This is a genomic window from Gilliamella sp. Occ3-1 (assembly GCF_001690655.1).
GTDB lineage: Bacteria > Pseudomonadota > Gammaproteobacteria > Enterobacterales > Orbaceae > Gilliamella > Gilliamella apicola_P.
In genome coordinates this window covers 12,810-38,952 of record NZ_LZHQ01000015.1, presented here as the reverse complement: position 1 = coordinate 38,952, position 26,143 = coordinate 12,810, and the positions used below count along the sequence as shown (strand labels likewise).

The following is a 26,143-nucleotide window of genomic DNA, read 5'->3' as shown; positions in this document are numbered from 1 at the left end:
ATTATACTCCTGTGTAATTTGGGATAAAAGAGGAATAAGTGGGGTTGGTGGTGTAAATATCCCAGACTTAGTACACAACTCACGTAGAAAATCATGCTGCCTGTTTTAGTGTTTTATACTCAATCGGTGTCATGTTATTTAATGCCTCATGCGGTCTTTCGGTATTATAAATCGTTAACCATTCTTCGGTTATTCTCCTTGCTTGTGCTAAGTTGTTAAAAAGATATAAATCGAGTACTTCAGTACGATAGGTACGATTAAATCGTTCAATATAGCCATTTTGATAAGGGCTACCGGGCTGGATATAATCAATGGTTATATCATGTGATTTAGCCCAGTTTATAAAGGTTTTTCCGGTAAATTCTGGCCCATTATCGACCCGTATTTTTAATGGATACCCATGATATTCGGCCAGTTTATCTAAGTAACGGGTAATCCTTCCTGCTGGTAAGCTTACTGCAATATCAATACCTAACGCCTCACGATTAAAGTCATTTATCACATTGAATGTCCTAAAGCGACGCTGATTACGACTACTGTCACTCATAAACATTCACCTTGTTTATTGGGTGCTGATAGCCTTTCTGGGCTTCGTGGAGGAATGCGCTGTTTACGCTTTATCCTGAGATTAAGCTTTAATTCACAATACACCCGATATACCCGTTTATGATTCCATTTATAGCCGAGCTTTCTGATACGATAAAAACATTTAGGAAAGCCCCAGCGTAAATGCCGGTCTGTGATAGCATTCAACACCGAAATAATCACTGAATCATCCAGTAACTTAGGTTGATAATAGTAAGCACAACGGCTTAAGCCAACAATGGCACAACTCATAGCAATAGTAACTGAATGATTTTGTTGTAATTGCTGTGCCCACGTTTCACGTGCCTTTGTTGGCACTAAAGCTTTTTTATGATTTCTTCCTGAAGCTGGGATTTTATGCTCAGTTCGGCAAACATCTGCTTAAGCTTGCGGTTTTCAGCCTCCAGCTCCTTTAAGCGTTTGATATCCGAAGTTTCCATTCCGCCGTATTTTTCCCTCCATTTATAAAAAGTTGAATTATCATGCCCTATTTACGGCACAGTTCCTTGACAGGAATACCCGCTTTAGCTTCTTTTGAAATAGCGACGATTTGATGTTCAGTCATTTTTTTCATAATTAAATCCCCTTTTCTTTTATCATAGAGAATTTTCTACTTTTTTGCTGTACTATTTTAGGGGATAGTTACATCTTTAGAAAAAGGAAAATCAACTATAAGTTTCCCTGATGATATGCCCGCTGAATTGAAAGAGTTAATTTCATGGGACCAAAACAATAAAATATTGACAGTACATCAAACTGATTCAGGAAACAATGTTTGTTTCGATTTAGAAAAAGATGAATCAGAGGGAACTCAAAGAATGTTTTCGTTATCAGCTATGTTTTTACGTTCATTTAAACAGGGCGGAGTAATATTTATTGATGAATTAGATTGTAGCTTACATCCTCAAATTATGCATTTTATTCTTCAACAGTTTAATTCTTCTAAAATTAATACAGCAAATGCTCAACTTATTTTTACAACGCATGATGTTTCATTGCTGTCAGAAATAAGACGAGATCAAGTTTGGTTTGTTAACAAAAATGAAAAACAAGAAAGTGAATTATATCCATTAGCAGAATTTCGTATGCGTAAAGATATGAAATTTGAAAAAGCTTATTTGTCAGGCCGATTTAGAGCAGTACCTAATATATCTTTTGAGTATAGTGATAAAGAAGAAAACTAATAAATGGCAAAAAGAAAACCTAAGACAAAAAAAGAACTAGCACGAAAAAAAAGTATCCGCGCTATAAATAAGAGAATCCTGATTGTTTGTGAAGGAAAAACTGAACGAATTTATTTGAATGGTATTAAAAATGAATTTAAATTAGGGGTAACAAATGAAATTATTATTCCTGAGGATAATGACTCATCACCTATTTCTATTATCAATTATGCTGAACAAAAATATGAGGAAGATAAAAAATATAATGAAAATAATGAATACGATCATGTTTTTTGTGTTATTGATCGAGATAGTCATCCAACGTACAATCAAGCCAAAAATAAAATAAATAGTCTAAACTAAAAATTACAGAACAAAAAATTTAAACTGTTTTTATCCGATCCTTGTATTGAATATTGGTTTTTATTGCATTATGTCTATACCGATAAACCTTATAATAGTAAATCACATAAAAGTAGAGCTAAGTGTGTAATAAGCGATTTTAAAAAATATGAGCCTAAATATACAAAAAATAACAGCAAAATTATTATTGGACTTATAAGTAAATTAGATATAGCATTACGAAATGCAGAACTATCTATGAAAACAGCAAAAGATAGAAAAAGCACTAATCCTAGTTCAAACTTACATTTACTCATTGAGGAGTTACGCCGCCAAGAAGAAAAAAACTAATATTAAATATTTATTCAATATATCTTTATATATCATAGTAAGTTAGCTGATCAAATTAGAACCTTTATAAGGTTTAATATTAGCTATTGATTTAATTTTCAATCATAAATTGTTTTTTTACCATTAACCGTCAATTATTTACCATTTATCTACAACACAACCCCCTCAAAAAAACAAAAAACCACAAACCTGTATTTATTTACAGTATTTTTACTGCTATACTGCCAATATTATAACTAGCCTTATGTATTAATTTATTATGATAACTCAACTAACTATTAATAATTTTGCTATTGTAGATCAACTTCTTGTCGACTTTACTACTGGGATGACCGCTATTACGGGGGAAACAGGAGCAGGGAAGTCGATTGCTATTGATGCATTGGGATTATGTTTAGGTAATCGTTCTGATGCTTCATCTATTCGGCATGGGGCTGATCGTGTTGATATTTCGGCTTGTTTTGTGCTTGATGATACGCCAGCGGCTTTTGCTTGGTTACGCGAAAATCAACTTGATGAGGGCAATGAGTGCATTTTGCGACGAGTGATTAATCAAGATGGGCGTTCTAAAGCATTTATTAATGGTCGAGCTGTTCCTATTTCGCAATTAAAAGATTTGGGGCAAATGTTGATTCAAATTCATGGGCAACATGAGCATCAACGCCTGTTACGCAGTGATTATCAGCAGTTGTTGTTAAATCATTATATGAATGAACCAACACTACTTGCTCAAATGCATCAAGCCTATAAGAAATGGAAAGAAGCAACACGGGCTTACCAGCAATACGAAACAACAAGGCAAGAGCGTGATGCACATATGCAACTTTTGCAATATCAATTAAAAGAACTTAATGAATTTTCGCCCATTGAAGGGGAGTTTCAACAAATTGATGAAGAGTACAAACGGTTATCTAATAGCGAACAGTTAATTAATCTAAGCCAGCAATCTGTCATGTTGTTAGACGAGGCAGACGACTATAACGTCAGTAATTTACTAAGCAGTGTGAAAAATAGTGTTCAAGAACTAACCTCGCTCGATCCAGCGTTAAATAATGTTTATAACATGTTGGAAGAGGCATCTATTCAAATTAAAGAAGCAAGTGATGAGCTTCGTCATTATAGTGAACGTTTAGAACTCGATCCTGCTCGAGTCATGCAACTAGAACAGCGGTTATCTAAACAGATTGCTTTGGCGCGTAAACATCATGTCTTGCCCGAAGAATTGCCAGATTTACATCAAACTTTGTTAGCTGAATTTAAACAAATTAATCAGCAAGATGAACAAAGTGAACAACTTAAAAATGATATTAATAAATACCATCAAATCGCCGTTGAAATTGCTACAAAATTGCATCAAAAAAGGTTAACGATAAGCAAAACATTAGCTAAAAAAGTAACCACTATTATGCATGAATTATCTATGCCTAATGGACAATTTAGTATCGATATTTCTTTTGACGAAAATCGATTAAATGAAGATGGTGCTGATCAAGTCACTTTTTTAGTTAGTACTAATGTAGGACAAAGTCCCCAACCTCTGGCTAAAGTTGCTTCGGGTGGGGAATTATCGCGTATTGCTTTGGCAATTCAAGTTTTAACTGCGCAAAAAATGGATACGCCAGCTTTAATCTTTGATGAAATCGATGTTGGGATCAGCGGTCCAACTGCCGCAAAAGTGGGGCAACTATTAAGGCAGCTTGGACAATCAACTCAAGTAATTACCGTTACTCATTTACCACAAGTTGCAGGACAAGCTAATCAACACTATTTTGTTAGTAAACAAACTAATGGTAAAAAAACCACTACAGATATGCAAAAATTAAACGAAAATGGGCGATTAAACGAGTTAGCGAGATTATTAGGCGGCGATAAAATTACAGACGCAACATTAGCCAATGCGAAAGAGCTACTTATTATCTAACTTAATTGTGGTAATATAACGCTTTCATTTTGGTAGGAAGGAAGCTGGCTTATGAGTCTAACAGGTAAACGTATCTTATTAGGAATTACTGGCGGCATTGCCGCTTATAAATGTCCTGATCTTGTTCGCCATTTAAAAAAATCTGGCGCACAAGTGCGTGTTGTTTTGACTGATTCTGCTAGCCATTTTGTCACTAAAATGACGCTTCAAGCTGTTTCTGGCAATCAGGTTTCTAGCGATCTCTTTGATCCATCGGCCGAGCTTTCTATGAGCCATATTGAACTTGCCAAATGGGCAGATTTAGTATTAATTGCGCCTGCAACCGCCAATATTATTGCTAAAATGGCAAATGGTATTGCCGATGATTTGTTATCAACAATTTGTTTAGCAACATCTTCGCCAATTGCTATTGCTCCGGCGATGAATCAACAAATGTATAAAGCCGCTGCAACTCAACATAATTTATCTGTATTAGCGTCAAGAAATACCTTAATTTTAGGTCCAGACAGTGGTTTTCAAGCTTGCGGTGATGTTGGACCAGGACGTATGCTTGAGCCGCTCACTATTGTTGAAGAAATAACCCACTATTTTAAATCAACCTCAGTGCTTTCAGATATATCAATTACCATTACGGCAGGACCAACAATCGAAGAAATCGATCCCGTTCGTTATATTAGTAATTACAGCTCAGGAAAAATGGGATTTGCAATTGCAAACGCCGCTGCTCAAATGGGTGCCAATGTCACATTAATTAGTGGACCAGTTCATTTACATACGCCGAATAATGTCAACCGAATTGACGTTAAAAGCGCTAAACAGATGTACGATGAAGCAATGAATCACGCTAAAAAATCAAATATTTTTATTTCTTGTGCCGCTGTTGCCGACTATCATGCTAAAACAATTGCGACACAAAAAATTAAAAAAACGGGCGATAACGATGAACTTGTGATTGAATTAGTTAAAAATCCCGATATCGTAGCTAGTGTCGCAGCGCTAAAAACACATCGCCCTTTTGTGGTAGGATTTGCCGCTGAAACTAATGATGTTAAAGCTTATGCACTAAAAAAATTAACCGCAAAAAACTTAGATTTAATTTGTGCTAATGATGTTTCTGATAAAACCATTGGCTTTAATTCCGATCAAAATGCATTAACACTGTATTGGCAAAATGGTGAGCAAACGTTACCATTAAGCAGTAAAAATCAATTAGCAACACAGTTACTTCAAACTGTTATAACACGATATAAAGCGAGTCATGATGAAAAGAAAAATTGATATAAAAGTATTAGACAAACGTTTAGGTAACGAATTTCCTCTACCTACTTATGCAACTGAAGGATCTGCAGGCATTGATTTAAGAGCAATGTTTGATAAAACAACCGAAATAAAACCAGGAGAAACTATCCTAACGCCGACTGGTTTATCAATGCATATTGCTGATCCTAGTTTAGCGGCATTAGTGTTACCGCGTTCAGGGCTTGGTTCAAAAAATGGTATTGTACTTGGTAATTTGGTGGGTTTGATTGATTCAGATTATCAAGGACAACTATTTGTTCCTGTTTGGAATCGAAGCCAAACTCCTTTTGTGATTGAAGCAGGCGATCGAATTGCTCAACTAATCATTGTTCCGGTTGTACAAGCCGAATTTAACATTGTTGATGAATTTGTTGAATCAGCACGAGGCGAAGGTGGTTTTGGACATTCGGGTAAAAAATGATCGTGAGTAGCAAAAATAGAAATCGCAAAGAAGATATCTTACAAGCATTGGCAAAAATGCTTGAATCTAATGAAGGCACTCAAAGAATAACTACGGCTAAATTAGCTGCAACAGTAGGTGTTTCTGAAGCAGCTTTATATCGACATTTTCCGAGTAAAACAAAAATGTTTGAAAGTTTAATTGTCTATATTGAAGATATCTTGTTATCCCGTATAAATGTGATCATGCATGAAGAGCCAAATACATTTACTCGGTTACAACTTATTCTTGCTTTGATATTAGGGTTTTCTGAAAAGAACCCAGGATTAACCAGAATTATGACTGGGCACGCATTAATGTTTGAACAAGAGCAGTTACAAGAACGTATTAGCCAGCTGTTTGAACGGATTGAAACTCAAATTAAACAAGTTTTACGTGAACGAAAAATTCGTGAAGGCGTTGCTTTCATAACTGATGAACGTATTTTATCTAGTCAATTATTAGCTTTTTGTGAAGGTATGATGACACGTTATTCTCGTTCAGGTTTTAAATATCTACCAACAACTAATTTTGAGGTACGTTGGACTTTATTAACTAAACAACTGGTCTAGCCGATTTCGTACTAAAACACTTTAACAGAAATTTCTATTACCTATTAATGAGGATAATAATATGAATTTTGAAGGTTTTTTCAATTATATTCTTTTATTTATCGAAAAATATGATGGAGTTGTATTTAGCTATATTGCTCATTTCTGCTTTGCCATTATAATTTTTGTTATTGGTAGAACTATCGCTAGATTTATTAGCAACCAATTAAAAAGAATATTATCAAATCGACACGTTGATCCAACTGTTGTTAAATTTGTCAGTGCATTAGCATACTATGCAACTATTGTAATGACATTGGTTGCCGTTTTAGGTCAATTAGGAGTTCAAACAGCATCCATTGTTGCAGTGATTGGTGCCGCTGGCTTAGCTGTTGGTTTAGCGTTACAAGGTTCACTATCTAACTTTGCGGCTGGAGTTATTTTAATTATTTTTCGCCCATTTAAAGTCGGTGAAACGGTAATAATCAATAGTCAGCAAGGTATTATTGATTCTATACAAATTTTCTCAACATCTATTGTTACACCAACCAACGAACTAGTTATAATTCCTAACAGCCAAGTAGTAAGTGCTAATATTATCAACTATACTCGCTTACCAGAAAGACGTTTAGATTTGGTGGTTAATGTTGGTTATGATTCAGATATTCAAAAAGTCTATCAAGTGTTAAAGCAAGCAGTTGATAAAACGAATAATATATTAACATCCAAAGAGCCTACCATTCGATTAGATGTTTTAGATGCGTCCTCGATGAATTTTAATGTTTTAGTTTGGACATTAAACGAAAATTATGGCACGGTAAAAGGTGAGCTGCTTGAAAATATCAAAAATGGATTAACTGAAAATAATATTAATATTCCATATCCAACAATGGATGTAAATCTTAACAATAAGTAGCCAATCAATTATTAAAAACTCCGTCTGTTTTATCAACGGAGTTTTTTATTATCTAATAACAATTAAATATCTTGATCCATATTTAGAGCTGGTTTTTCGCAATCAGGGCAACCCACCACTTTGGCTGGTACACCTGCAACGGTTGTATGCTGAGGTACGGGATCTAACACAACAGAGCCAGCTCCAATTTTAGCACCTTTTCCTATTTCAATATTACCTAAAATCGTTGAATGAGCTCCTATCATCACCCCTTCACGAATTTTTGGATGGCGATCACCATTTTCTTTACCCGTTCCGCCTAATGTAACCGATTGTAAAATAGAAACATCATTTTCAATTACCACTGTTTCTCCAATAACAATACCTGTTGCGTGATCAAACATTACTCCACAGCCAATTTTTGCCGCAGGGTGAATATCAACGCCAAATACAATCGCAATTTGGCTTTGTAAAAAAATAGCCAATGACTTACGATTTTGCTTCCAAAGCCAATGTGCAATTCGATAAGCTTGCAAGGATAAAAATCCTTTGTAATAAAGAAGTGGTGTTGAATAGTAATTAGTGGCTGGATCGCGAATATAAACAGCCATGATATCGCATATAGCTGACTGAATAATATTTTGGTCTGCTTGATAAGCCTGACGGGCAATTTCACGAATTTCAATAGCGGGCATAACCTGAGAAACAAGCTTATTAGCTAAAATATAGCTTAAAGCACTCCCCAGATCTTCATGATTGAGTAATGTTGCATGGAAATAACTAGCTAACATCGGCTCGCTTTCAACTAATTCAGAAGCTTCTTGTCGAATGGTTTGCCATAACATCTCGGGTTTAACAACTACTTTTACATCGTTCACTACAAGTCCCTATACATATTATCTAAATTGCTAATATTGTTTCGCAAACTTTCCTTAGAAGCAAGGGTTGTATTGATTTGACATCAATAAAAAGAAAAATGGAAACAATATGTCCCCATTTTTATAATTATTAGAGCTAATTTAAAATTATTGTTGTTTTGCTTTTTTTTCGTCACTTAAAGTAAATATAGCTATTATCGAAGTAATCAAAACAACACCTGCGAGCACATAAAATGTTGTCGCATATCCTGTATTATCAAATAATTTACCCACAAACCATGACAACCCAATAACGCCAAGATTTGATGAAATATTAAAACCAACTAAATAAAGTGTAGCAGATAACCGAGCATCAAAATTACCTACAATATATTTAAACATCGCCAAAATAAATAATGGAATTTCAATTGCATGAAATAACTTAACGAATGATATCAGATAAATATTATCTAACGTTGCAGATAATGCAATTCGGCAAATCATAACTAGTGCAGCAACTAATAGCGATTTTTTAGCTCCCATTTTGTTAATAAAATAAGGAGCAATAATCATACAAGTTGCTTCTAAAAAGACTTGGAAGGAATTTAAATAACCGTAAACTTGATAGCCATCTTCTGGTTTTTCAAAAAAACCAGTATAAAAATTAGGAAATAACTGTTGATCATAGATAGTATAAAAACTATAAGTACCAATAACAAACAACACAAACAACCAAAATTTTTGCAAACCAAATAGCGATAAGATTTCGCCAATTGTTGGTATAGTCGTTGTTTTTTCTACTAAAGTAGTATCGTTATTTTCAGTTGGTGATGCTTGATATTGTTTTGGCTTAAATATCATATTAATGGTGAAAAAGATAACCGCAACACCCGACGCCATCCAAAAGTTAATATGAGGATCAATGCCAAATAAAATACCCGCAACAAACGTTGCAGCAGCATAACCAAATGATCCCCAAAAACGAGCAGGACCAAATTCAAAGCCAAATAATCGACTAATACGTTCAATAAAAGAGTCAATCAAAGCACTGCCCGAAATAAAGCTGGCACTTAAAACTGGTGCACCGATACAAACACCCCAAATAAAATCATTTTTTAATAAAGGTTCATACACATAAATTAAAAAAGGGCCAATAAGAACCATGATAATACTTTGGAAGGTCACTACGGCTTTACCTATTTGTAATTTATCTTGGATAATGCCATAGAAAATCATGAAAAACATGGCTGCGGCAGAATTAGCCGAATAAACAATACCTAACTGCTCACCGGATAAGTCAATTTTACTTTTTAGCCAAATTGCGTAAAAAGACCACCACAGCGACCACGCAGCATAAAAAGTAATAAGGTAACCAGACGAGAACCAATAGTTTCTATTTTTTATCATATTCATGTTTATTACTCTTATATTGTTGAAAATCGATGAAGTTTAACGTTAACATTATTGTCATATTTGATACTAAATAGATAGAACCAATTGTCATAAATGTTACTTACCTCACACTTTTTATCATTTCTATTTGTGGTATCATCATGCATAGTAATGGCTGATAATCATTTTTATCTTGTTAAACAAAAGGATTTAACTATGGCTTCACTTAAGGATGTTGCAAAGCTAGCATCTGTTTCATTGATGACGGTTTCACGCGCAATAAATAACCCTGAAAAATTAAATAAAGAAACTTACAAACGCGTTAAACAAGCTATTGAGCACCTTAATTACGTACCTGACTTATCGGCAAGGAAGATTCGTGGTGATAATTCAGGACCAAGAGCAATTGGTGTTTTGGCATTAGAAACAGCAATGACGCCATTTTCGGTAGAATTACTACAAGCCATAGAAAAGACTGCACAAGATCATGGCTGGAATACCTTTATAGTTAATTTATTTGATGATAAAGATCCCGATCATGCAATAAACACCCTGCTATCATATCGCCCTAACGGTATTATCTATACCACGATGGGATTAAGAAAAGTTGAACTTCCTGAAAAGTTATTAGATAAAAATGTTGTATTAGCCAACTGTATAAGTGATTCAAAACAACTAGCTTGCTACATTCCAAATGACTATTTGGGTCAATATCAAGCCATGCAACAGGTAATAAAGAAAGGCTATAAAAAACCATTATGCATCTATTTATCAGAAACCACATTAGCAGGGAAAACTAGACGTAAAGCTGTTGAGCAAGCGTGGTTAGATGCGGGTTACAATTTAAATAAGATTACTAGTTACCATACCTCAACTTTATCAGATGATCTTGCTCAAGAATATATGATGACGGTTGATATACTCAAACAGCATTGTAATAAAAAACCTGATTTTGATGTATTAATTTGTGGTAATGATCGAATAGCTTTTGTTGCTTATCAATATTTACTTGGTCAAGGGCTTCATATTCCTTCTGATGTGGCTGTATTAGGTTACGATAACATGGTAGGTACTGGAGAACTATTTTATCCCCCCCTGACAACAGTGCAATTGCCTCATTATGAGATTGGAGAACAAGCAGCTTTACATATAATTAATAACAAAAACCAAAAACAGATAATACAGGTAGCATCACCTTATTTAGAAAGGAATTCATTATAGCTTACTTAAATTGACCGCCAAATGGCGATCAATTCAATCTTCAATTACGCATAAATAGATTTTAACTGCCAGCTATCTACTTTGGTTATTTTGGCGCTACCATTTTCAGCAAATAAATTAACTACTCGCTCTGCTGGTAATTTTGGATAGATACGGCTTGAAAGGCTATATAAATCACCATTAACAAATACTTCTACAGATGAAGCATCAACATACACATGTAAAGTTAATTTTTGGCTCTCTGGTAATGGTACGCTACGATAACCAGTTAATTCAAGACCAGATAAACTACGATCAAGAACAATACGATTAGATTGTAAATCAACATATAGTAATGTTGCTTGTTTACCATTTTCAGTGGCAGCAAGTTGCAAACCAAAACGCTCAGCATCACTTTCTTTTAGATCAAATTCAACACAAAGTTCACAACAAATTGACTCAATATTGGTATTTTTAAGCTCACTATTGATCATTATTTCATCAAATGATTTTGGCTTTTCGCGCAATGCTTCAAGTTCCTTTATTGGGCGATTTCTGACTTTATTATCTTGATCTAAAATCAGTTCACGAGGAAGTGTAAATGCGCCTGCCCATTTATCTTTTTTGCTTGGCATGGCTGACTGCCACATATCCATCCAAGCAAAAATAATACGACGTCCATCAGCGGCAAGAAATGATTGCGGTGCATAAAAATCGTGTCCAAAATCCATTTCTTGAAAGGTTTTAACTATTGAAAATTGCTGCCCAGGTTGCCAATTACCTACTATATAGCCTGATTGGAATTGATTACGATACTGATAACCTTTTGCTTTCAACCCTTGTGGTGAAAACATCAAAACCCATTTATCACCAAGTGGAAAAAAGTCAGGGCATTCAAGCATATAAACATCAGGATCGATATCACTCACTACAACATGATCCAATTGCCATTCATTTAAATCATCAGATCTAAATAGTAAAACTTGACCAACATTATTTGGCGTTCTTTGACCAACAACCATCCACCATTTACCATCTTGTTGCCACACTTTAGGATCGCGAAAGTGCATTACTCCGTCTTGGGGTATAAGTACTGTGCCTTGCTTTTCAAAATGAATGCCATCTTTACTAGTTGCAAGACATTGGCTTTGTCGAATCTGTTCATCATAACCTTGGCCACTCAACCATATATGACCAGTATAAATTAAGCATAACTCACCATTATTATCTACGGCCGATCCAGAAAAACAGCCTGACTTATCAAATTCTTGATCGGGAGCAATAGCTATTGGCAACCTTCGCCATGTGATTAAATCATCACTAACAGCATGTCCCCAATGCATTGGTCCCCAATTTTCATCATAAGGATGATGCTGATAAAAGGCATGATATTGACCTTTAAAATAAATCAAACCGTTAGGATCATTCATCCAACCAGCTGGTGGAGCTAAATGAAAATGTGGATAATATTGTTTATTCATTGCTTTTTCTAAATTTTTAACAGCTAGATTGGCTTTATCAATAGCAGTAGACATAAAAACCCCTTTTTTATCCAATATTAGATACCTTTATTTAATAGTATCTTAATTTAATTGTTAACGTTAACTGTTAATGAAATTAGCGATAAAATATGTGATGATAGTCACATATTTTTAACGTTAACAATGAATTTTTTGTCAAATGATTTAGTCTATGGCGGACTTTTAAAAAATGACTATTATAAATTCAACAACAGATTAACTATTAATGACTTTACTAAAAAGTAAAAAGATGACATATTTCAAAAAACTCAAGTAATCTGTCACTATACTAGATTACCGCAGTAACTAACTATAATCGAGTTAAAAAATGAATAATACTAAAGTTTGGTCCCTTGGGGATGCCGTTATTGATTTATTGCCATTTGGTGATATGAATTATAAAGCATGTGCTGGTGGCGCACCTGCAAATGTTGCAATTGGTGTTGCAAAATTAGGGTTGCCTTCAGCGTTTATTGGTCGTGTTGGTAATGACCCTTTTGGTGATTTTATGGAAACCACATTCCGCCAATATAACGTTGATTGTCAAAGCCTTGAAAAAGATGAACATCATCGAACAAGTACTGTGGTTGTTGATTTAGGAAAAAACGGTGAACGTAGTTTTACTTTTTTGGTTTCACCTTCAGCTGATCAATTTTTATCTCAGCAAGCAATTCCTAATTTTAACCAAGATATTTTACACTTTTGCTCTTTGGCGCTAGTTGGCCACACCTGCCGTCAAACACTTAAAATTGCGATTGAACAGCTTACCGCTAAAAATGGCCTAATCAGCTTTGATGTTAACTTGCGCGAACAGATGTGGGTCAATAAAGACGAAATGCGCACCACCATTACCCAATTTTGTCATGATGCTGATATCCTCAAACTATCAGACGAAGAACTATTTTGGTTAACTCAAAGCAATGATTGGAGTGAAGCATTAAATAAACTACAACAACACTATGAAGCATCATTAAAATTAATTACCAAAGGTAAAGATGGCAGCATTGTATTATGGCAAGGCAAAACATTTTCGTTTGATTCGTACCATGTAAATAGTGTTGATACAACCGGTGCAGGTGATGCTTTTGTCGCAGGATTACTCAGCAGTATTGCATCATCAGGCATGCCTGATGATAAACTGATGTTAGAAAGCATGATGACCATTGCCAGTGCTTGTGGAGCCTTAGCTACAACCAAAAAAGGCGCATTAACTGCACTACCTGATAGTACATTTTTACAATCATTTATTAGCGATAATCCAACATTAACAGCAAAACAAATGGCATAATAAAAATAGTAAAAACTTACTAATAGGGCAGCAAGATTGAGCACAATAGTTTCAAAATATAATTGTTATTGACTGCCCTTTACCACTCAATAACTTAACTATTTAGTTAAATTACTGTTTATAAAATAAAATAGCATTTAACACCGACTGCATTGTGATCTTGCCCATTGATCTATCATAAAAACATCATCAATTGTCGATGGCTCAGGGAAAGCCAATTGATCTAATACTTTTGATACATTTTTAGCTATATCCATAAAACCAATTTTATGTTGCAAAAATGCTTCAACCGCAACTTCATTGGCGGCATTGAGCGCCGTGGTAGCCGCTTGCCCTTGATTAAAGGCATCGATTGCCAATTTTAAACATGGATAACGGTCAAAGTCAGGTTGTTTAAATGTTAACGACGAAATTTGCGTAAAATCTAAAGGTGGTACGCTTGAAGGAACACGATCGGGGTAAGACATGGCATAAGCAATTGGCGTGCACATATCAGGCACACCAAGTTCAGCTATCACACTACCATCTTGATAACGTACCATTGAATGGATAATTGATTGCGGATGAATAATAATTTCCATTTCGTTGGCACTAGCATTAAATAGCCAACGAGCTTCAATATATTCCAGCCCTTTATTCATCATCGTTGCTGAATCAACAGATATTTTTTTACCCATCGACCAATTAGGGTGAGCAACCGCTTGCTCGGGGGTGACATGTGCCAGTTTAGCTAAATCCCAATCACGAAATGGTCCGCCAGAACCTGTTAACACGATTTTAGTAATACCATGCTCAGCAAGGTTAGCAAAACCTAAATCATGCTGTACCGTCGTTGGTAAACTTTGAAAAATAGCGTTATGTTCGCTATCTACCGGCAACAACTCAGCACCATACTCTTTAACCGCTTGCATAAATAAATGTCCACAGGTTACTAGCGATTCTTTATTGGCCAACAAAATACGCTTACCTTTTTTAATCGCAGCAAGAGTTGGTTTTAATCCTGCGGCTCCAACGATTGCGGCCATCACTTGATCGACCTCGGACAACTGCGTTAATTCGCAAATGGCTTGTTCACCACTTAACACTTCAATATCCAATTTTAGATTGGCAAGATTTGCTCTTAATGCCATCTCAGCTTGCGCTGTTGCCATGGCAACGTATTTAGGCTTAAAAGCCAGACATTGCTCAGTCATTTTGGCAACATTATTACCTCCTACTAAAGCATAAGCTTTAAATAGATGTGGATTTTGAGCAATAACCGCTAGCGTACTGCAACCAATTGAACCTGTCGAACCTAAAATTGTGATATTTTTCATATTAATACATTAAATCTATATTATGATTAGCTAAAAAATTAATAAATTCCTTGGTTGGCATTTTATCTGTAATAATTTGATTAAACAGAGTTAACTCACCAATAAAAGCCGGTTTAACTTGATTAAATTTAGTATGATCGGCAATCAAAATATTTTGACCTGATTTTTTTATAGCCTGCAATTTCATATCAAGTTCATCAAAATGATAACAAGTTGCACCTTGTTCAATATCAATCCCTGCGGCCGAAATAAATGCTTTATTTGGGCAAATCGAATTTAATCCACTATGCTGTCCAATAGCGCTAAAAATCGCATTATTAGCCTGATAATGACCTCCACATAAAATTGTCTTACAATTAGATTTATTTTGTAATGCTAAAAATGCGTTTAATGAATAACAGATAGCAGTAAAAGTTATTTCATCATCAATGGCATCAATAATAAAAGGAATAGTCGTACCGCAATCAAAAAAGACGGTATCGTTTTCTACAATGCATTTACTAGCTATATTGGCAATATATTGTTTTTCATAAACCTGTTTATCTTGTTGGTCTGACAAAAAATACGGGGTAATTTGATGACGAGCATCACTAACAACATAGCCACCCAAAACACTTAGGGAACAACCAACATTGCTCAAATCTCGGCGAATGGTCATTTCTGAAACAGCCAACAACTTAGCGGCTTCTTTTAAATGAATCTTATCTGTTTTTTTTAAAAGTTGAATAAGATCATTCACTCTTTTTTGTGGTTGTGTTTCCATGCTGATCCTATAAATCAATAATAACAAGCTACATAAGTAGCTTATTAATTGATATCATTGATTAATAATCACTGGTCGAAGTTACATTACCAGAAACAATCGCAATACCAGCACTAGCCCCTAAACGCGAAGCCCCCGCTTGAACCATTTTTTCAGCCGTTTGACGATCACGAATACCACCCGATGCCTTAACGCCCATCTCATTGCCAACGGTATCACGCATCAACTTAACATCCTCAACCGTTGCGCCAGATACACTAAACCCAGTCGAGGTTTTAACAAAAGCAACACCGATTTGCTTACAAATTTCACAGACTTTAGCAATTTCGTCTTTAGTTAATAAACAAGTTTCTAAAATCACTTTTAATGGCACAGCGCCACAAGCGTTAAATACCGCCTCAATATCTTGTTTAACCGCATCCCAATCATTGCTTTTTAACCAACCCACATTGATAACCATATCGATTTCTTGCGCACCTGCTTTAACCGTCATTTCGGTTTCAAAGGCTTTAGCGCTAGTTAGCATTGCACCTAAAGGAAAGCCAACTACTGAACACACTTTTACATCGCTACCTTTTAGTAAACTAGCCACTAAAGGAACATAGCCTGAATTAACACAAACTGAATAAAAATGATATTGTTTAGCTTCTTCACAGAGTTTAGTTATTTGGTCTTTTGTTGCGTTCATCGCAAGTAAAGTATGATCGATATACTTTGCATAATTCATAGTGATATCCTTAATTTTTTTAGTTTTGATGTCTAATTTAATAAATTTGTTAGGTGTAAAATGTTATTTTAATAACAGATATAAGGTGATAATGTTATTATAATAACATTATGGGTAATTGTAAAAAATAGTACAGATAAAAATAGGCGGATATTGAGTTTTGTTTTTCTTTAAATGTTAACAAAAAAAACTTAGATAAAATCAATAAATTTTTCTGAGTATTTTTTAATATGTTTGAATGATTAACCTTGGAGTGTACATCTGTGTATTAAGTTTTATTTAACATCCTACTAAATCTTCTAATGCCGATGAGCTTTCTCAGTAAAACTTAAGCAATTTATGGTAAAACATCTGAAGTTTTTATATTATGTTAATAATGAGATATAAACATCCTCATTTTTTACACAAAATCTTTTAAATATAAAAAAAGAAGAGTTGTTAAACAAGAATGATGGGAAAGGAAAATGATAGATATTAAAATTTTACGTTATTTTCTTGCTCTTGCTAAAGAAGAAAGTATTACCTCTGCCGCTAACTATTTACATCTAACTCAACCCACCTTATCTCGTCAGTTGATTGAACTTGAACAAACACTTGGCAAAACCCTATTTATTCGCGGTAGTAGGCGAATTACCTTGACCGATGAAGGAATACGATTACGTAAACGTGCGGAGGAAATACTGGAACTTGTGCATAAAACAGTAGAAGAATTTCAAGCACCAAACGAAAGTATTTGTGGTGATATTTATATTGGTTGTGGTGAAACCGATGCAATGAAGTTAGTGGTAAATGTTATCAAATCAATGCAAGAAGTTTACCCTCGCATCCGCATTCATATTTATAGTGGTAATGCAAATGATGTCACCGAACGTATTGATAAGGGATTACTTGATTTTGGTGTGTTAATTGAGCCAACTCATCTAACAAAATATGAATCATTGTGCCTTCCTCAACAAGATACATGGGGGGTATTAATGAGAAAAGATTGCGCGCTGGCAAACCTTGAGGTTATTTCTCCATCTGATTTATGGTCATTACCACTGATTGTATCCCAACAAAAATATGTTAGTGATAGCATTGAAAAATGGTTTAAACGGAACTACGAAAAACTAAATATTATTGCAACATATAACTTAATATTTAATGCAGCGTTAATGGTTGAACAACATATCGGATATGCCTTGTGTTTAGATAAACTCATTAATACAGCAGGCGATAATTCGCTTTGTTTTAAACCCTTATATCCAAAATTAAAAGTAGATGTAAATATTGTTTGGAAAAAATATCATGTATTTTCTAAAGCTGCTGAACTGCTCTTAAAACAGCTAAAAGAACATTTTTGATATTCATCTATCATTTTATAATGATGAGTAAAAGAAAGGAAGCATCATAAATTCATACTCCCTTTGCGGTCGGATAACATTTCATTAAAAATTAATGGTTATTTTAAATACGTTTTAAAAAAAATTGTTAATTTATCAAAAGGGATTAAATCGATTCGATCATAAAGATCAACATGCTCGGCTCCTTTCACATAATAGAGTTCCTTGGGTTCTATCGCACGGTTATAAGCATCTTCACTGAACTCTTTAGAATGAGCCTGATCACCTGTGATAAATAATATTGGTCGTGGTGAAATGGTTTCAATATCGTTAAATGGATAGAAGTTCATAAATTTTACATTACTAGTTAATGTTGGGTGAGTCGTTAGTTCTGGCGTTGAACTTACAGGTGTATATTCACCACGAGGCGTACGATAAAAATCATAAAATTCATGAGCAATAGGACCATCTTCAGGTCTAAGTTGGCCCTTATTAACCGTGCCACTTGTATATAATGTCTGACCGCCGGTAAATTCAACATAACGTTGTTCTGACGCCTGTTTTATGATCTGTTTTCGCTGTTCAAGTGTTAACGAATGGTGAAGTGCATTGCGATTGGCTGAACCCATATCGTACATACTAACCGTCGCAATGGCTTTTAAACGAGGATCAATTTTAGCGGCACTAATAACAAAACTACCACTACCACAAACACCAATTACGCCAATATTGTTACGATCCACAAAAGTTTGAGTACCTAAATAATCAACTGCAGCGCTGAAATCTTCTGCATACATATCGGGTAATACAACATTACGAGGCTGCCCCTCACTTTCGCCCCAAAAAGATAGGTCAATGGCTAATGCAATAAAGCCTTGTTCAGCCATTTTAGTAGCATATAAATTCGCACTTTGTTCTTTAACTGCGCCCATTGGATGTCCAACAATAATTGCTGGATATTTGTTTTTGGCATCAAGCGTTTTAGGCATAAATAAATTTCCAACCACACTCATTTTATATTGATTTAGAAAACTAACTTTTTGCATAGTGACATTATTACTTTGATAAAAATTATTTGCATTGCTAGACATATCGGCTCCCATTACTGATGGTGATAAAAATAACCCTAAAAAACTTAAAAAAACGATTAAAGCAGTACTATCTTTGAAATAAAATAAAACCTTTTTCATTGATGTGATCCTTTTAATAAGTAACTTTTATTTAATATTATCAATAAATTGAAAAAAGATTTCTATGCAATAGGATGTCCTGTTACACGAGTAAATAATTGAAAACTGAGTTGAATTAATATCAAGGCAAATAAAAAAATAAGTGCAGCACTAAAAAATATGCCTAGTATCCCTTTATGATCAAAGATGAGACCTCCCATTGCTGCTACTAACCCAATGGAAAATTGAATCGAAGCAACAGATAATCCTCCCATCATTTCGGCTTTATCAGCAAGTGTACGTATAATCCAAGTAGACCAACCTACTGGAATAAAACCAAACACCAATCCCCAAGCAATAACTAGTAGCATATTGAATGTTATATTTTTATGGCTGAACATTAAAGTAATAGCAAGCATCAATAAAATAAAATGAACTGCTATCATCGTTATTTTAAATTGTTTTCCCATAACAAAACCCGCAATAACGGTGCCAATGCAGTTAGCTATTCCAAATAGAAGTAAAATCGTGGATATGGAATTTGTTTGCAAGGCAAGATTATGCTCTAAAAATGGTCTTAAATAAGTAAAAAAAACATGATATCCACCATAACTAAATATTGTTGCTACTATTCCTACCGTTATCCAGCATTGCTTTAAGAGAAAAAGCATGCTTTTAAAACTATTACCTTGCTGTGCAGGTAAAGTAGGTAACGTAATAAATTGCCAAATAAAAGCAATCACACCTAGTAATGTCGATAGTAAAAAGATCTTTCGCCAACCAATAAGATCACCTAGATAGCTTGCTAATGGTAGTGAAATAATTGTTGCTACTGAAACGCCAGCATAGATAATACTTAATGCTCGAGGCAGATCTTTTATCGGTACAAGTTGTAGTGTTACTGCTGATGCTAGAGACCAAAAACCACCAACACATATCCCCAATATGCTTCTTCCTATTAATAAAATAATATAATTAGGTGTAAATGCGACTAATATATTGGCTATCACCAATAACATCGAGAGAATTAATAGTACCAAGCGTCTATTTATTTTTAGTGGTGCTAGTATCAAGCTTGCAATAACTGCAAAAATACCAACTGCGGTAACTGTTTGCCCTGCCATTCCTTCAGTAATATGCAAAGTTTGTGCAATAGGTGTTAACAAACTGATAGGAATAAATTCAGCTGAAATAAGACTAGTTACCCCCATAAATAATGAAAAAACAGCAGACCAATGGGAGGTTTTTTCTTCTGTGTGATAGGATAATGGTGTTTTCATTACATAAAGTACCTTTTATTTAACTAGTTCAAATGGCAAGTTTAAAAAAGTATAGGTAATTTAATTAACCATGTAAAATACTTATATTTTATAGATAAACATGCTTTAAAAGCATGGTTTGTTGTTTTATATAATAATTTTTTGCCAGTTATTGATAAGAAAATTAGACTGTTTTTTTAGGAAAAGCGCTCTGTTTGGTAAAGCAGAGCACTTGTTAAGAAAAGGGAGGGAAAATTAGAATTCCATTAGTTCTTTTTCTTTATCGGCAAGCACTGTATCTAATTTTTTAATTGCGGCGTCTGTCGTTTTTTGGATTAAATCTTGTGCTTTACGTTCATCATCTTCAGATATTTCTTTATCTTTTAGTAATGTTTTGATTTGGTCGTTGGCATCACGGCGAATATTACGGATCGATACTCGGCCTTGTTCTGCTTCGTTACGAACAATTTTGGTTAAGTCTCGACGGCGTTCTTCGGTTAATGGTGGAAGTGGTACGCGAATAACAGTACCTGCTGATGCTGGGTTAAGTCCTAAATCTGATGTTAAGATTGCTTTTTCAATTAGTGGTGTAAGTGATTTGTCAAATACAGTAATCGCTAGCGTTCTTGCATCTTCAGCAACGATGTTAGCTAGTTGGCGTAATGGTGTTGGACTACCATAATATTCAACCATAATACCATCTAATAAGCTTGGTGATGCGCGCCCCGTTCTTACTTTAGAAATATGATTTTGAAACGCATCAATACTTTTTTCCATGCGCGTTTGCGCTTCTTTTTGAATCTCGTTTAACATAATAAAAGCCTTATTTAAAATAAAGATGATTAACTGGTTACATTTGCTTTGTTATTAATTAATGTTCCTTCTTGTTCGCCTAATATAACACGACGCAACGCTCCAGGTTTATTCATATTAAAGACACAAATTGGTAGATTATGATCCCTTGCTAATGTGAATGCTGCTAAATCCATTACTTTAAGCTCATCTGTAAGCACTTTTTCATAGCTTAGTGTTTTATAAAGTGTTGCTGTTGGATCTTTAACAGGATCGGCAGAGAAAACACCATCTACTTTGGTCGCTTTTAAAACAACATCTGCACCAATTTCAATACCTCGTAAGCATGCTGCTGAATCGGTTGTGAAAAAAGGATTACCTGTTCCTGCAGAAAGGATAACGACTTTACCATGACGAAGCAAGCTAATTGCTTCGGTCCAACGATAGTCATCGCATACGCCATTTAATGGAATGGCTGACATTAAGCGAGCGTTTACTTCTATTCGGTGCAATGCATCTCGCATCGCAAGTCCATTCATGACAGTTGCAAGCATGCCCATGTGATCACCAACTACTCGGTTCATTCCCGCTTTAGCAAGCCCTGCGCCACGAAATAGATTACCACCCCCAATAACAACAGCAACTTCAACATTCATTTCAATAAGCTCTTTTATTTCTTGAGCCATACGATCAAGAACGGTTGCATCAATACCAAAACCTTCGTCACCTTGTAGTGCTTCACCACTGAGTTTAAGAAGAATACGTTTATAAAAAGGGGTTACCATATGATGTCTCACTGTTTCGTTATTTAATAAAATAAGGAGCTATGGCTCCTATCTAGCAGTAATTTTAAAATATTTTGTAGATAAACAAAACCGCCTTAACGGCGGTTTTATAAAACAATTAAGATTGTTTCGATATTGCTGCAACTTCTGCTGCGAAGTCGACTTCGACTTTTTCAATACCTTCACCCACTTCAAAACGAATGAATGAAGCAACTGCTGCGCTCTTTTCTTTTAATAAATCGCCAACAGTTTTTGAAGGTTCCATTACAAATGGTTGACCAGTTAGTGATACTTCACCAGTGAATTTACGCATACGACCTTCAACCATTTTTTCAGCTATTTCACGCGGTTTACCTGATTGCATTGCGATATCAATTTGAATGTTACGTTCATGTTCAACTACATCAGCAGGTACGTCACTTGGATCAACGTACTCTGGTTTGCTTGCAGCAATGTGCATTGCAATATGTTTAACTAATTCATCGTCAGCACCGTTTGCAGCAACTAATACACCAATACGAGCACCGTGTTGGTAACTACCTACTACGTCACCAGCAATTTCAGCAACACGACGAATACCGATGTTTTCACCAATTTTAGCAACTAAAGCTGTGCGCTCTTCTTCAAATTTAGCTTGTAGTGCAGCGATATCGCTAATGCGCTCTGTTAATGCCGCCTCTGCAACTTTATCACTAAATGCTAAGAATCCTGCATCTTTGGCAACAAAGTCTGTTTCGCAGTTTACTTCTAAGATTACACCAAATTTTTTATCCGCAGAGATTTTAGAAATAATAACACCTTCAGCTGCAACACGACCTGCTTTTTTAGCTGCTTTTGCTTGACCTGATTTACGCATGTTGTCAATTGCAAGTTCGATATCACCGTTTGCTTCAACTAATGCTTTTTTACATTCCATCATACCTGCGCCAGTTCTTTCGCGCAGTTCTTTTACCATAGAAGCGGTAACTTCAGCCATTTTTTAATCCTCTATTTAACCATTGTGATGATTTTCATTAGAATGGGTCGATATTATTATCGACCCTGAAAATATTTGAGTTTATTACTCTGCTGCTGGTGCTTCTTCTACGAAGCTTTCTTCAGATACTGGAGATTGGTTTTGTTCACGACCAGAACGTACTGCTTCAGCAACTGCATTTGCATATAATTGAATTGCACGAATCGCATCATCATTACCTGGAACAATGTAATCAATACCATCAGGATCTGAGTTAGTATCAACAATAGCAATGACTGGAATACCTAAATTGTTAGCTTCTTTGATAGCGATATGTTCGTGGTCTGCACCAATAACAAAGATCACATCGGGTAAGCCACCCATATTTTTAATTCCACCCAAACTATTTTCTAATTTAGCCATTTCACGAGCACGCATTAGTGCTTCTTTTTTGGTTAATTTATCGAATGTACCATCACTAGCTTGTGTTTCTAAATCTTTTAGACGTTTGATTGATTGACGTACTGTTTTCCAGTTAGTCAACATACCACCTAACCAACGGTGATTAACGTAGTATTGTCCACAGCTTTCAGCAGCTTGTTTAATTGCTTCGCTAGCTGCACGTTTTGTACCAACAAATAAAATTTTACCTTTACGAGCGGCAATCTTGTTTAATTCAGCTAATGCTTCGTTGAACAGCGGTACTGTTTTTTCAAGATTGATAATATGAACTTTATTGCGTGCACCAAAAATAAATGGTTTCATTTTTGGGTTCCAATAACGAGTTTGGTGTCCAAAGTGTACACCCGCTTGTAACATATCGCGCATTGATACTGTAGTCATGATTTCCTCATTTTGACGTTGGGGTTATGCCTCCACATATCCGCTCTATCCGACCTATACATAAAGTAAAAGGCACCCCGGAAAAGTGTAATGATATGTGTGTGTTATAACGTTAATTAATCATTAAATTTAATGCTTTTATCCATCATTACTTTTGCAAAAAATAATGTGATATGTAGCGCGCGTTTTATACCATAAATAGTATAAGATTGCTAGCTTTATTTGTAGGTTGTTAACTATGTTAACCATTGTTAATGGTTTGTAGGTTAGTTTGATTAAATATTTATTATTTAATAGGTAAATATTAACGTAAAAAGAATTAAAAGGTTAAATAAAATTAATAATTATAATGGATATGTAGAATAATCAGAAAATATTATAAAATTCAGAAAATTATTTTAATCAATAAGTATAAATTAGCAGGTGTTTTTCAACAGATTAGACGACTGATCATAAAACGTTTAACCAAATCGGTGACGGTTATTTTTCTTTATAATTTAGTCGCCAAAACTCTTAGTAATAATGTATTTTTATTTATTAGCAATTAATGGTGTTTGAATCCTACATTGTTGTTACTAAAGTAGTTACCATATTTATAAATTTTTGATTATTTTAATAAAATTATCATTTCAGATGTTATTCTTTCTTTTTCGCGACCATTTTTTAAGCAATCAAGTTCTTGAATGATTTAAGCATGAGCTGTTTTATTTAATTTCATTCGGTAGGTAAAAAATATTCCTAAAACAGCCATTTTACATACTCCAAAAATTATGACTGAGTTAATTACTGTGACCGCACTTTCGGTTGTACGGTATTTATACCTGATACAAAATCTGAGAATTTAAGAACAATACCTAAAATGAATACAATAGTTGCACGTATTAATTTTCCCTCCATTGTTATGGCCCCAGCATAAATACCTTCACGGCGTCTTCCGGTTAATACTTCGTCGATATCAGCCAAAAAGGTATATACACGCCAAGGGATATAGTAAATTCTACCTGTTTCTAACCCAAACCAAATGGTTATACCAATAACGAACGAAGTAACATTAGGCATATTAAAGTAATATACGCCTATATAACCAATTACTGACAATATTACGATTAATATTGCAATTACAAAGAGTTGTTTAAAGCCACATTTTACGAACTATGCCATAAAAAATGCGGTTGTAATTAACGGGGATATACTACTTAGACTGTTTATTTCTGATACATCAGTGAGTTGAACAAATCTGCAGAAAAAATTTCAGAGATTATTAGTTTTAACAAGTAAATAAGGTTATTTGATTAGATACTTTATTGATAAATAACCCCCAAACACACAGCTTGGCTTGCGCCAGTTACCTCTGGAATATTTGATGGAATATTGTTGATTCGGCAATAAGCAAGCCAAGCAAAGGCTATTGCCTCCATATCGTCCCCATTTATACCTTTTGTATCGGTTGTTAATACTGACCATGATGGTAATAATGCTGATAATCTTTGCATAATAAGTGGATTTTTAGCACCTCCGCCACAGACTAAAAGCTCGCAAGGTAATTTTTTTAATATAGATAATTTGTTGATCTCATTTGCAATTGATAAAGAGGTTAATTCAACGAGCGTTGCTTGAATATCTTCTGCTTTAAAATCCGTCCCTATTAATTTTTTATGTAACCATGGTAAATTAAATAACTCTCTCCCTGTACTTTTAGGTGCTGGTATTTTGAAATAATCTTCATCAAATAATTTATTCAATAAGTCTTGATTAACTTTTCCTGTTTTTGCCCACAGTCCATTTTTATCATAGCTTTTACCTAGGTTTTGATTTATCCAGCAATCAAGCAGTACGTTTCCTGGACCTGTATCGTAACCAATAACAGTATGGTTAGGAATTAATACTGAAATGTTACTAATTCCTCCTATATTCAATACTACACGATTAATTTGTGGATCTTGTAGCACCGCTTTATGAAAAGCGGGTACCAGTGGTGCTCCTTGCCCGCCATAAGCCATATCTTTTCGACGAAAATCAGCTATGGTGGTTATGCTTGTTTTTGCTGCGATAATATTGGCATCGGCAATTTGTAAGGTGAATGGATTTTTACCGTTTGGTGCATGGTAAATAGTTTGTCCGTGGCAACCAATTGCTTTTATTTGTTGTTTATCAATTTTATTGTCTTTTAAAAATTGATTAATACTATCGGCAAATAATTCACCAAGTTGATGGTCTAATTCACCCAAATTTTGTAATGTGGTTTGCTTTGTTTCACATAATGTTAATAGTTGCTGTTTTAAGTTGGTGGGCATTGGGTAGCAACTACTAGCTATTGATGTGACATTTTTTGCGGTAATATTAACTATAGCAATATCAATTCCATCCATGCTGGTTCCCGACATCACACCAATATATAAATTTTGCATA

Annotated in this window: 23 protein-coding genes and 2 pseudogenes; 10 read left to right on the top strand and 15 right to left on the bottom strand. The window is 34.7% G+C overall.

What is annotated here, in order from left to right; all coding sequences use genetic code 11:
* Nucleotides 1–115 precede the first annotated feature (115 nt).
* Nucleotides 116–1,159, bottom strand: a pseudogene (locus A9G43_RS04605) (IS3 family transposase); the annotation flags it as partial.
* 115 nt (nucleotides 1,160–1,274) lie between these two features.
* Here A9G43_RS04605 and A9G43_RS04595 point away from each other — a divergent pair.
* The 7 genes and pseudogenes from A9G43_RS04595 to A9G43_RS04560 all read left to right on the top strand — a co-directional run bounded on the left by A9G43_RS04595 (nucleotide 1,275) and on the right by A9G43_RS04560 (nucleotide 7,567).
* The gene (locus tag A9G43_RS04595; RefSeq protein ID WP_065607041.1) at nucleotides 1,275–1,769 is read left to right on the top strand and encodes an AAA family ATPase; all 495 of its coding nucleotides are present in this window, start codon (nucleotides 1,275–1,277) and stop codon (nucleotides 1,767–1,769) included.
* A 3-nt stretch (nucleotides 1,770–1,772) separates the two neighbouring features.
* Nucleotides 1,773–2,441: pseudogene (locus tag A9G43_RS11240) on the top strand (RloB family protein).
* 259 nt (nucleotides 2,442–2,700) lie between these two features.
* Complete coding sequence (recN, locus tag A9G43_RS04580) at nucleotides 2,701–4,362, top strand: DNA repair protein RecN (protein WP_065607035.1); 1,662 nt, start codon at nucleotides 2,701–2,703, stop codon at nucleotides 4,360–4,362.
* A 51-nt stretch (nucleotides 4,363–4,413) separates the two neighbouring features.
* Nucleotides 4,414–5,640: a bifunctional phosphopantothenoylcysteine decarboxylase/phosphopantothenate--cysteine ligase CoaBC gene (gene coaBC, locus A9G43_RS04575; protein ID WP_065607033.1), complete on the top strand. Its 1,227-nt coding sequence runs from the start codon at nucleotides 4,414–4,416 to the stop codon at nucleotides 5,638–5,640.
* Nucleotides 5,624–6,082: a dUTP diphosphatase gene (gene dut, locus A9G43_RS04570; RefSeq protein WP_034909576.1), complete on the top strand. Its 459-nt coding sequence runs from the start codon at nucleotides 5,624–5,626 to the stop codon at nucleotides 6,080–6,082. Before coaBC ends, dut begins: the two co-directional genes overlap by 17 nt.
* Nucleotides 6,079–6,672: a nucleoid occlusion factor SlmA gene (gene slmA / locus A9G43_RS04565; RefSeq protein WP_065607031.1), complete on the top strand. Its 594-nt coding sequence runs from the start codon at nucleotides 6,079–6,081 to the stop codon at nucleotides 6,670–6,672. Before dut ends, slmA begins: the two co-directional genes overlap by 4 nt.
* A 61-nt stretch (nucleotides 6,673–6,733) precedes the next feature.
* Entirely contained in the window at nucleotides 6,734–7,567 is an 834-nt protein-coding gene (locus tag A9G43_RS04560; protein ID WP_065607029.1) for a mechanosensitive ion channel domain-containing protein, read from the top strand.
* Between the two features lie 62 nt (nucleotides 7,568–7,629).
* Here A9G43_RS04560 and cysE read toward each other — a convergent pair whose 3' ends face one another.
* Together cysE and A9G43_RS04550 are read right to left on the bottom strand one after the other, a co-directional pair.
* Nucleotides 7,630–8,391 (bottom strand): serine O-acetyltransferase, encoded by a 762-nt coding sequence (gene cysE / locus A9G43_RS04555; protein ID WP_065561301.1) that lies wholly within the window; start codon nucleotides 8,389–8,391, stop codon nucleotides 7,630–7,632.
* 180 nt (nucleotides 8,392–8,571) lie between these two features.
* Nucleotides 8,572–9,816, bottom strand: a complete 1,245-nt coding sequence (locus A9G43_RS04550) for an oligosaccharide MFS transporter (protein ID WP_065607027.1) — start codon at nucleotides 9,814–9,816, stop codon at nucleotides 8,572–8,574.
* 195 nt (nucleotides 9,817–10,011) lie between these two features.
* Here A9G43_RS04550 and A9G43_RS04545 point away from each other — a divergent pair, with 195 nt between their 5' ends.
* A complete protein-coding gene (locus A9G43_RS04545; protein ID WP_065607123.1) occupies nucleotides 10,012–11,016 on the top strand; it encodes a LacI family DNA-binding transcriptional regulator in 1,005 nt (334 codons plus the stop codon).
* A gap of 44 nt (nucleotides 11,017–11,060) precedes the next feature.
* Here the strand turns inward: A9G43_RS04545 and A9G43_RS04540 are convergent, their stop codons facing one another.
* Nucleotides 11,061–12,530, bottom strand: a complete 1,470-nt coding sequence (locus A9G43_RS04540) for a glycoside hydrolase family 32 protein (RefSeq protein WP_065607025.1) — start codon at nucleotides 12,528–12,530, stop codon at nucleotides 11,061–11,063.
* A gap of 313 nt (nucleotides 12,531–12,843) precedes the next feature.
* Between A9G43_RS04540 and A9G43_RS04535 the strand changes: the two genes are divergently transcribed.
* A complete protein-coding gene (locus tag A9G43_RS04535; protein ID WP_065607023.1) occupies nucleotides 12,844–13,803 on the top strand; it encodes an aminoimidazole riboside kinase in 960 nt (319 codons plus the stop codon).
* Between the two features lie 137 nt (nucleotides 13,804–13,940).
* On the opposite strand, the gene ispC is transcribed toward A9G43_RS04535, so the two are convergent.
* The 3 genes from ispC to deoC form a co-directional block, all read right to left on the bottom strand.
* Nucleotides 13,941–15,119 (bottom strand): 1-deoxy-D-xylulose-5-phosphate reductoisomerase, encoded by a 1,179-nt coding sequence (ispC, locus tag A9G43_RS04530; protein WP_065607021.1) that lies wholly within the window; start codon nucleotides 15,117–15,119, stop codon nucleotides 13,941–13,943.
* 1 nt (nucleotide 15,120) lies between these two features.
* Complete coding sequence (deoR, locus tag A9G43_RS04525) at nucleotides 15,121–15,882, bottom strand: DNA-binding transcriptional repressor DeoR (RefSeq protein ID WP_065607019.1); 762 nt, start codon at nucleotides 15,880–15,882, stop codon at nucleotides 15,121–15,123.
* 61 nt (nucleotides 15,883–15,943) lie between these two features.
* Nucleotides 15,944–16,615 carry a deoxyribose-phosphate aldolase gene (deoC, locus tag A9G43_RS04520; RefSeq protein ID WP_065568913.1) on the bottom strand — a complete coding sequence of 224 codons (672 nt, stop codon included), beginning with the start codon at nucleotides 16,613–16,615 and terminating at the stop codon, nucleotides 15,944–15,946.
* Between the two features lie 461 nt (nucleotides 16,616–17,076).
* Between deoC and A9G43_RS04515 the strand changes: the two genes are divergently transcribed.
* A complete protein-coding gene (locus A9G43_RS04515) occupies nucleotides 17,077–17,952 on the top strand; it encodes a LysR family transcriptional regulator (RefSeq protein WP_065568931.1) in 876 nt (291 codons plus the stop codon).
* 98 nt (nucleotides 17,953–18,050) lie between these two features.
* On the opposite strand, the gene A9G43_RS04510 is transcribed toward A9G43_RS04515, so the two are convergent.
* The 8 genes from A9G43_RS04510 to A9G43_RS04475 form a co-directional block, all read right to left on the bottom strand.
* Nucleotides 18,051–19,121: an alpha/beta hydrolase gene (locus A9G43_RS04510; RefSeq protein WP_065607017.1), complete on the bottom strand. Its 1,071-nt coding sequence runs from the start codon at nucleotides 19,119–19,121 to the stop codon at nucleotides 18,051–18,053.
* Nucleotides 19,122–19,183: 62 nt separating this feature from the next.
* The gene (locus tag A9G43_RS04505) at nucleotides 19,184–20,380 is read right to left on the bottom strand and encodes an MFS transporter (RefSeq protein ID WP_065607015.1); all 1,197 of its coding nucleotides are present in this window, start codon (nucleotides 20,378–20,380) and stop codon (nucleotides 19,184–19,186) included.
* A gap of 234 nt (nucleotides 20,381–20,614) precedes the next feature.
* The gene (frr, locus tag A9G43_RS04500; RefSeq protein ID WP_065607013.1) at nucleotides 20,615–21,172 is read right to left on the bottom strand and encodes a ribosome recycling factor; all 558 of its coding nucleotides are present in this window, start codon (nucleotides 21,170–21,172) and stop codon (nucleotides 20,615–20,617) included.
* Nucleotides 21,173–21,201: 29 nt separating this feature from the next.
* Entirely contained in the window at nucleotides 21,202–21,936 is a 735-nt protein-coding gene (pyrH, locus tag A9G43_RS04495; protein WP_065607120.1) for a UMP kinase, read from the bottom strand.
* 118 nt (nucleotides 21,937–22,054) lie between these two features.
* On the bottom strand, nucleotides 22,055–22,912 hold the full coding sequence (gene tsf / locus A9G43_RS04490; protein ID WP_065607011.1) for a translation elongation factor Ts: 858 nt from the start codon (nucleotides 22,910–22,912) through the stop codon (nucleotides 22,055–22,057).
* Between the two features lie 84 nt (nucleotides 22,913–22,996).
* Nucleotides 22,997–23,734 carry a 30S ribosomal protein S2 gene (rpsB, locus tag A9G43_RS04485; RefSeq protein WP_065560530.1) on the bottom strand — a complete coding sequence of 246 codons (738 nt, stop codon included), beginning with the start codon at nucleotides 23,732–23,734 and terminating at the stop codon, nucleotides 22,997–22,999.
* A 783-nt stretch (nucleotides 23,735–24,517) separates the two neighbouring features.
* Nucleotides 24,518–24,832, bottom strand: a complete 315-nt coding sequence (locus tag A9G43_RS11135) for an MFS transporter (protein ID WP_218058610.1) — start codon at nucleotides 24,830–24,832, stop codon at nucleotides 24,518–24,520.
* A 203-nt stretch (nucleotides 24,833–25,035) separates the two neighbouring features.
* A complete protein-coding gene (locus A9G43_RS04475; RefSeq protein WP_065607007.1) occupies nucleotides 25,036–26,142 on the bottom strand; it encodes an anhydro-N-acetylmuramic acid kinase in 1,107 nt (368 codons plus the stop codon).
* Between the last annotated feature and the right edge of the window lies 1 nt (nucleotide 26,143).

Coding starts and splice junctions, on each gene's coding strand:
- A9G43_RS04595 (WP_065607041.1), top strand. CDS start 1,275: ATGCCCGCTGAATTGAAAGAGTTAATTTCATGGGACCAAAACAATAAA.
- recN (WP_065607035.1), top strand. CDS start 2,701: ATGATAACTCAACTAACTATTAATAATTTTGCTATTGTAGATCAACTT.
- coaBC (WP_065607033.1), top strand. CDS start 4,414: ATGAGTCTAACAGGTAAACGTATCTTATTAGGAATTACTGGCGGCATT.
- dut (WP_034909576.1), top strand. CDS start 5,624: ATGAAAAGAAAAATTGATATAAAAGTATTAGACAAACGTTTAGGTAAC.
- slmA (WP_065607031.1), top strand. CDS start 6,079: ATGATCGTGAGTAGCAAAAATAGAAATCGCAAAGAAGATATCTTACAA.
- A9G43_RS04560 (WP_065607029.1), top strand. CDS start 6,734: ATGAATTTTGAAGGTTTTTTCAATTATATTCTTTTATTTATCGAAAAA.
- cysE (WP_065561301.1), bottom strand. CDS start 8,391: ATGTTATGGCAAACCATTCGACAAGAAGCTTCTGAATTAGTTGAAAGC.
- A9G43_RS04550 (WP_065607027.1), bottom strand. CDS start 9,816: ATGAATATGATAAAAAATAGAAACTATTGGTTCTCGTCTGGTTACCTT.
- A9G43_RS04545 (WP_065607123.1), top strand. CDS start 10,012: ATGGCTTCACTTAAGGATGTTGCAAAGCTAGCATCTGTTTCATTGATG.
- A9G43_RS04540 (WP_065607025.1), bottom strand. CDS start 12,530: ATGTCTACTGCTATTGATAAAGCCAATCTAGCTGTTAAAAATTTAGAA.
- A9G43_RS04535 (WP_065607023.1), top strand. CDS start 12,844: ATGAATAATACTAAAGTTTGGTCCCTTGGGGATGCCGTTATTGATTTA.
- ispC (WP_065607021.1), bottom strand. CDS start 15,119: ATGAAAAATATCACAATTTTAGGTTCGACAGGTTCAATTGGTTGCAGT.
- deoR (WP_065607019.1), bottom strand. CDS start 15,882: ATGGAAACACAACCACAAAAAAGAGTGAATGATCTTATTCAACTTTTA.
- A9G43_RS04510 (WP_065607017.1), bottom strand. CDS start 19,121: ATGAAAAAGGTTTTATTTTATTTCAAAGATAGTACTGCTTTAATCGTT.
- A9G43_RS04505 (WP_065607015.1), bottom strand. CDS start 20,380: ATGAAAACACCATTATCCTATCACACAGAAGAAAAAACCTCCCATTGG.
- frr (WP_065607013.1), bottom strand. CDS start 21,172: ATGTTAAACGAGATTCAAAAAGAAGCGCAAACGCGCATGGAAAAAAGT.
- pyrH (WP_065607120.1), bottom strand. CDS start 21,936: ATGGTAACCCCTTTTTATAAACGTATTCTTCTTAAACTCAGTGGTGAA.
- tsf (WP_065607011.1), bottom strand. CDS start 22,912: ATGGCTGAAGTTACCGCTTCTATGGTAAAAGAACTGCGCGAAAGAACT.
- rpsB (WP_065560530.1), bottom strand. CDS start 23,734: ATGACTACAGTATCAATGCGCGATATGTTACAAGCGGGTGTACACTTT.
- A9G43_RS04475 (WP_065607007.1), bottom strand. CDS start 26,142: ATGCAAAATTTATATATTGGTGTGATGTCGGGAACCAGCATGGATGGA.